The 6624-nt window shown below is 62.4% G+C and carries 7 protein-coding genes; 3 read left to right on the forward strand and 4 right to left on the reverse strand.

What is annotated here, in order from left to right; all coding sequences use genetic code 11:
- A partial coding sequence (locus tag ACLQ62_RS15980; RefSeq protein WP_411722616.1) for an LCP family protein occupies positions 1–1142 on the forward strand: 1142 nt, incomplete at its 5' end.
- 20 nt (positions 1143–1162) lie between these two features.
- On the opposite strand, the gene ACLQ62_RS15985 is transcribed toward ACLQ62_RS15980, so the two are convergent.
- Together ACLQ62_RS15985 and ACLQ62_RS15990 are read right to left on the reverse strand one after the other, a co-directional pair.
- Positions 1163–2299, reverse strand: a complete 1137-nt coding sequence (locus tag ACLQ62_RS15985; protein ID WP_411722617.1) for a glycosyltransferase family 4 protein — start codon at positions 2297–2299, stop codon at positions 1163–1165.
- Between the two features lie 5 nt (positions 2300–2304).
- The gene (locus tag ACLQ62_RS15990) at positions 2305–2427 is read right to left on the reverse strand and encodes a hypothetical protein (RefSeq protein ID WP_411722618.1); all 123 of its coding nucleotides are present in this window, start codon (positions 2425–2427) and stop codon (positions 2305–2307) included.
- A 234-nt stretch (positions 2428–2661) separates the two neighbouring features.
- On the opposite strand from ACLQ62_RS15990, the gene ACLQ62_RS15995 reads away from it, so the two are divergent.
- Positions 2662–3606, forward strand: coding sequence for a class I SAM-dependent methyltransferase (locus ACLQ62_RS15995; protein WP_411722619.1), 945 nt, complete (start codon positions 2662–2664; stop codon positions 3604–3606).
- Between the two features lie 105 nt (positions 3607–3711).
- On the opposite strand, the gene ACLQ62_RS16000 is transcribed toward ACLQ62_RS15995, so the two are convergent.
- Positions 3712–5034 carry a hypothetical protein gene (locus ACLQ62_RS16000; RefSeq protein WP_411722620.1) on the reverse strand — a complete coding sequence of 441 codons (1323 nt, stop codon included), beginning with the start codon at positions 5032–5034 and terminating at the stop codon, positions 3712–3714.
- Between the two features lie 133 nt (positions 5035–5167).
- Here ACLQ62_RS16000 and rfbA point away from each other — a divergent pair, with 133 nt between their 5' ends.
- On the forward strand, positions 5168–6031 hold the full coding sequence (gene rfbA, locus ACLQ62_RS16005; protein WP_411722621.1) for a glucose-1-phosphate thymidylyltransferase RfbA: 864 nt from the start codon (positions 5168–5170) through the stop codon (positions 6029–6031).
- A gap of 32 nt (positions 6032–6063) precedes the next feature.
- On the opposite strand, the gene ACLQ62_RS16010 is transcribed toward rfbA, so the two are convergent.
- Positions 6064–6624 (reverse strand): glycosyltransferase family 2 protein (locus ACLQ62_RS16010; RefSeq protein ID WP_411722622.1); only part of this gene is annotated, 561 nt, incomplete at its 5' end.

Consider the following 6624-nt stretch of genomic DNA (forward strand, 5'->3'; position numbering starts at 1 on the left):
CCGCCACCCTCTCCATCGTCACCAACTCGTTCGCCCTCACCGCTCTGCAGATCCTGCTCGCGGGGTACGCCGTGCTGTGGCTCGTGCTGACCGTCGACACGCTGCGGCTCGTACGACTGGTGCGCGCGGCGCCCGGCTCCCGTTTCTGGATCGCGGCCTTCACCGTGATCCTGCTGGTGGCATCCGTCGGCACGGCCTCCGCCGGCGCCTACTACGCCGGCGTCGCCCGCGGCACACTTCAGTCGATCTTCGGCGCAGGCGCCGCATCCGTTCCGCCGGTCGATGGCCGGTACAATATCCTGCTGCTCGGCGGTGATGCAGGCCCTGACCGCGAAGGGATGCGCCCTGACAGCATCTCGGTCGTCTCGATCGACGCCGATTCCGGCCGGGTGACGATGATCGGGTTGCCGCGCGACATGCGCAAAGTGCCTTTCTCGGCGGGTTCGCCGATGGCAGAGCTGTACCCGGACGGCTACCGCCGGTGCGATGTGAGCGTCTGCAAGCTCAACTCTGTCTACACCGAGGCCGAACTGCGTCACCGCGACCTGTACCCGGATGCGGCGTCCACCGGATCGACGCCGGGAATCGAGGCGACGAAGGATGCGTCGGAGGGAATCACGGGGCTCGAGATTCAGTACTACGCCCTCGTCGACATGCAAGGCTTCGCTGACCTCATCGACGCGCTCGGCGGGGTGAAGGTGACGGTGAAGGAGCGACTCCCGATCGAGGGGGATGAGAACCTGAACGGCGTGGTCGAATGGATCGAGCCGGGGACGCAAACGCTCGACGGCTATCACGCACAGTGGTACGCCCGGTCGCGGCATTCGACCGATGACTTCGACCGGATGGAACGCCAGCGCGAGCTGCAGGCAGCCATCCTGCAGCAGTTCACTCCGGCGAACGTGCTCACGAAGTTCCAGGCGATAGCGCAGGCGGGCACCCAGGTCGTGAAGACGGATGTTCCCCAGGACATGCTCGGGTACTTCACGAACCTCGCGATGAAGTCGAAGGAGCAGCCGATCAGCTCTGTCGAGCTCACGCCGGCGAACAACATCGACCAGGACGATCCCGATTTCGACCAGATCCGCGCCCTGATCCAGGCGGATCTCAACCCGCCGACCACGTCGTCTCCGGAAGGCTGAGCCGGCCGGTCGCCGAACCGCTACAGGTCCGCGTGCAGCGCCCACACCCGCTCAGCCGAATCCCGCCAGCTGAAGGCACGCGCCCGGTCCTGGCCGACGATCCGCATGCGGCCCGCCCGCTCGGAATCGCCAAGAACGGATGCCACGGCGTCAGCCAGCCGCTCGGCGTACCCCTTCTTCCCCCGCTCCACGGCGACGCCGGCGCCACCGGCGACTTCCATGAGGGCGGGGTCATCGGAGTGCACGACCGGCGTGCCGAACGAGAGCGCTTCGATGAGCGGGAGCCCGAAGCCCTCATGCAGGCTCGGGTGGACGAATACGCTTGCCCGCGAGATCACGACGGCGAGATCCACCTCGGACAGGTGACCGAGCGCACGGACGCGGCCTTCGGGAAGGCCCGCTTCGTCCGCGACCGCGGCAAGGGAGAGCTCGCCCCAGGTATCCGGGCCGAGCACGAGTAGCGGGAGGTCCGGCGCGCCGGCTTGGCCAAGGCCGCTAATGAGCTGGGCGACGCCGCGGCGGGGATCGAGAGACCCTACGGTGAGAATGTACTCGTTCGGCAGGCCGAGCTTGCTTGCGCGCCAATCGGCATCGGTTGGGAGAGTCAGACCGGCCGCGACGGCGCCCGGGATCACACGAACCCGGTCCCCGAAGTCGACAATGTCGGCGAGTTGTTCGGCAACGGCGTGGGTGGGAACGACGATGGCGTCGGCGTGCTTCTTCGCCCGCTTCGCCATGGTTTTGTGCCAGGCGACGTTCGTCGGTGTGAGCGACTTTGGGTGCGTCCACGCGAGGGTGTCGTGAATGGTCACAATCATCTGTGTGGCATCAAATTCGCGTTCGTGCCTGCGCAGCGGAGCGAGAAGAGTAGGGGAGTGGATCATGCCGGTACCCAGAGTGGGTACGATGCCAAGCTGCCAGGCAGCGGCGAGTTCTCGTCGCGGCAGGGTCGTCCTGTGCAGCTGGGCAAGGCCGGGAAGTCGCTCCTCAACCGCGGCGATCTTCTCGGGAGGGAGCGCGGAGACAATGCCCTCAACCACGCAATCCCTCGGCGCGGTCTGGATCAGGGCACGGGTGAGTTCTTCCGTGTAGCGAGAGATACCGCTGGGCAGCGGCGTGACGATCTGGTCGACGACGACCCGGAGTGTTGTAGCCATTGTGTTTATGCCCCCAGGCCCAGCTCAGCGAGCCGAGGGTCGAGGTGAACGCGGATCGTCAGGTCGCGAGCGGTGAAGGTCGGATCGGCTCCGAGCATGCGGAAGGCTCCGGTGGTGATATAGCGCAAGGCACGTCCTTTGTGAGATTGGACCGATTCTATTTGACCCCGTTGAGCGGCTCCTCTCTTGGAGCAATCGCCACATTGTTAGACTGGCCGGATGCTGATCGGTGAACGTGGCCGACGCGCCCACCAGGAACCTCGAGCCGAATGGGCTCGGAGTCGGGAGAAAGAGTGACGTCAATGGAGACCGAGTCAAGGGTCGAAAGTGCCCTGAGCGGACAGCCGAACGAAAGTGATTGGTTGAGCGCAGCCTCGTACTGGCAGCCGCCTCACTACACGGTCACCGCGTGGCTCGAGCACGCGCCATTTGCTTACTGGTTGATGGACGCCATCCGTCCGCGTGTCGTGGTCGAACTGGGGACCCACTTCGGCTATTCCTATTTCGTCTTCTGTGAGGCGGTCGTCCGGCTCGGGCTGGAGACGCGAACATTCGCCCTCGACTCCTGGGAAGGCGACGATCAAGCCGGCATTTATGACGAGACCGTCTACGAATTCGTGTCACGGACGAACGAGCGCCAGTACGCCGGATTCTCGTCACTGCTTCGCGGATATTTCGACGAGTCGCTCGACAAGGTGGCAGATGGCACGATCGACCTGCTTCATATCGACGGCAGACATGGCTATGAGGACGTCCGGCACGATTTCGAGTCCTGGCTGCCTAAACTCTCGCCGCGTGCGGTCGTCCTGTTCCATGACATAGCTGAACATCAGGAAGGTTTCGGTGTCTGGCGGCTGTGGGACGAGCTCAGCAAGAAATACCCGTCGTTTGCGTTCGACCACGCTCACGGTCTCGGGGTGCTCGGGGTCGGAACGGACTTGCCTCAAGCCATCACCGCCTTCTTCGACGCAGGCCGGAGTTCCGCCGAGGAAATCAAGCGCCGCTACGTCGAGTTGGGCAGCGCTCTGGCTGAGCGGGCGCGGCTGGAACTTCTCCCGGCAGAGGTCGAATCGCTGAAAGCACACTGGGCATCGAGCGAAAGCGGACGCCTGGCGGCCGAGCAAACCGCCGATGCGTTGCGGGGCGAGCTGGATCGGGTCGGTTCCGAGTTGCAAAGCGTGAGCGCCGAGCTGCGAAGCGTGCGGTCCGAGATGGAACGACGACTTGCTGAATATCGCGCGAGCACGAGTTGGCGTCTCACAGCACCGGTGCGCGCTATCGGTGGACTCATTCGTCGGAGGCCATAGCGCCGCGCAAGACACCTGGCGGGGCCACAGTACGCCGTTGAGCGGCTCTGAGTACAGCGCCTGCGCTCCGGGTTGGGGGCACCAAGCGGATGCAACCCCCGAGCGTTACAGCATGGCTTTCAGCCGAGCGAGCAGGATCTGCTCGACGCCATCGGGGGTGCCCGGGCCGCGCTTCGAGAGGAAATGGCCACAGTAGCCGTACACCGTCATGGAGCCACCGGCGATGCCGGGCGCGTCAGGGTCGCTTCCGCCGGCATAACTCGGGTGGTCGAGCAGTTCATCGCTTGGCACATACGACGGGACTTCATTCGAATAGCCATTGAACCAGATCTCGCTCGACCCGCCATGCGCTGAGCGAAGCGCAACGGCGTAACCAGATACTACTTCTCCTCCGCAGAAAATCATGTTGAGCCCCGGGTTGCCCTGGAAACGCCACACTTGTACCGGAAGGGTCACAGACGTACTGAAAGCGAGCGCATCCAACTCGGCGATCATGGCCTGAGCATGCCGTATGGCAAAGCCTGCCAGCGGCATTGTAAGTCGCGAGACGTAGGCCGCGCGAACAACCGGGGAAACGGCTTCGGCGGGGGGAAGGTCGAGCGGGAGCTCTATTTCAAGGTATTCACTTGCGATCGGGCCGTTCAGTTCTCTGCCGGAAACCGCGATGCCGTTGGCGACGGTTGCCCCAAGATCCTGCCCTAGGCCGTCTGCGATAGGAAAAGAGCCGATTGATATTGGATTCTGGTCTCCGGCAGGTCCGAGCACGAACTGTGCAAAAACGTTTCCGCCAGTCGCCTCGATTTCCTTGATGGCTTGAGCCGGGTAATCGGGATCGAAGAGATCCTGCAGATTTGCCGCGACCGGGTGGGCTCCGTAGCTGAATAGAACTGCGCGCGGTTCACCGCCGAGGCCGCGTGCAACGAGTACCGGCACGTCGACCTCCCGATAGGGCAAACCTTCCCGATTGATAGAAAAGTTTTCTTCCACCACCTGATAGTCGAGGGTGCACGGGGTGCGCGATCTCGTCATCGTGGTACGGACGAGACTCACGATGTCGTCGACCAGAGCGTCGCAGTATGCAGTGACCTCGGTCAAGTCGTCCAGGTTGTAGGCAATGAACGGGTCAAGTTTCTCGAGCAACACCGGACCGTTATGTGTGTGTGTCGCAGTGAGTACGAAATCATGGTTCGCAACGCCCAGCAGTCGGACGCGATTTCTTACCGCAAGGTGCATCTGACGCCCAAAAGCCAAGACGTCGACCGTGACTATGACGTTTGGTGTTCCGTCATCCCAAAGGATGATGCAACGCGCGTGGAGGGGCTCGCGGACGCCAGCGGAAAGTCGAGGAGAATTGACGCCGAAGCCCGCCATAGGGAAGTCAGCGCCCGGCGTAATGTCGACCGCTCCAGTCGATACAGCCATCGGCATGTATCCCCCTTCCAACGCGACGACTCTATTCCGGCCCAACGGCGCTCACAAGGGCTGGTCGCCCATGGGTCAAGGAGGCGACGAGTGGTAGCGGTAACGCCGCTCTGCGGCCCGAAGTACACTGGAAAGCACTATGCGCGGAATAATTCTCGCCGGCGGGTCCGGCACACGACTGTGGCCGATCACCAAGGGCATCTCGAAGCAGCTGATGCCGATCTATGACAAGCCGATGATCTACTACCCGTTGTCGACACTCATGATGGCCGGGATCAAGGAGATCCTGATCATCACGACTCCGGAGTACAACGACCAGTTCAAGGCGTTGCTCGGAGACGGAAGCGAACTCGGAATCTCTCTCGAATACGCAGTCCAGCCGTCTCCGGACGGCCTCGCGCAGGCCTTCATCATCGGGGAGGAATTCATCGGTCACGAAAGCGTAGCGCTGGTCCTCGGCGATAATATCTTCCACGGAACCGGTCTCGGCTCTGCTCTCCGCAATCACGGAGAAATCGACGGTGCGCTCATCTTCGCCTACCACGTCTCCAATCCCGCCGCGTATGGTGTTGTCGAGTTCGACGACAACTTCACTGCTCTCTCCATCGAGGAGAAGCCCATGGCCCCAAAGAGCAACTATGCGGTTCCTGGGCTCTACTTCTACGACAACTCCGTCGTCGAAATAGCGAAAACTATCGAGCCAAGCCATCGCGGTGAACTCGAAATCTCAACGGTCAACGAGCGATACCTCAACGCTGGCAAGCTCCAGGTCAAGGTCCTCGACCGAGGAACAGCGTGGCTGGACACCGGGACCTTTGAATCGATGATGCAGGCTTCCGAGTATGTGCGCGTCATCGAAGACCGTCAGGGCTTCAAGGTCGGCTGCATCGAGGAGATCGCGTGGCGTGCCGGGTGGATTGACTCAGAACAGCTGAAGAAGCTCGCGGCTCCTCTCGTGAAGAGCGGATACGGTCGCTACCTGAGCACGCTCGTGGGCCGCTGAGAACCTGCTCGACCCGCGCCAAGGTCGAGACGTTACCGGCCCTGGCGCGTGAAGTTGCGCGAGGCTAGGGACGCACGCAATCGAAGCCCCGTCGTAGCCACAAATCGAATCGGCCACAGCAGCGGGTGCGAGTATTTCTTCTTGATGAAACGTTCTGCGCTGCGGTGATGCGCCTGAAGCATGAGTGACGGCGACTTAGCCGTCGAGTGGGCGCCAGCATGGACGACCTTCGCTGCTGGCTGGTAGATGTTTTTCCACCCTGCTTTGTCGAGGCGATACCCGAGATCGACATCTTCGAAGTACATGAAGAAGTCGTCGTCGAAACCGCCGATGCTGTCGAAGGCCTCACGGCGGACCAGCAGGCACGAGCCCGAAAGCCAGCCGGCCCGTCTGAGAGTTGGGTCGGTTCCGTCGTCATCGTGATATTTCAGGGTCCACGGGTTGCCTTGCCACAGATTCGCGAAAAGAGCGTGCCCGACACCTGTGCGGATTGACGGCACGCGACGGGCAGATGGGTACACGGTGCCGTCTGGGTTTTTCACCATTGGTCCGACGCTGCCGATTCGATCATCCTGTTCGGCGGTGTGGATGAG

The sequence above is a fragment of the Mycetocola sp. genome, assembly GCF_046716805.1.
Taxonomy (GTDB): domain Bacteria; phylum Actinomycetota; class Actinomycetes; order Actinomycetales; family Microbacteriaceae; genus Mycetocola_A.

Bases quoted from the DNA above. Each gene is read 5' to 3' on its own strand.
- ACLQ62_RS15985 (WP_411722617.1), bottom strand. From the start codon at position 2,299: ATGGCTACAACACTCCGGGTCGTCGTCGACCAGATCGTCACGCCGCTG.
- ACLQ62_RS16000 (WP_411722620.1), bottom strand. From the start codon at position 5,034: ATGCCGATGGCTGTATCGACTGGAGCGGTCGACATTACGCCGGGCGCT.
- rfbA (WP_411722621.1), top strand. From the start codon at position 5,168: ATGCGCGGAATAATTCTCGCCGGCGGGTCCGGCACACGACTGTGGCCG.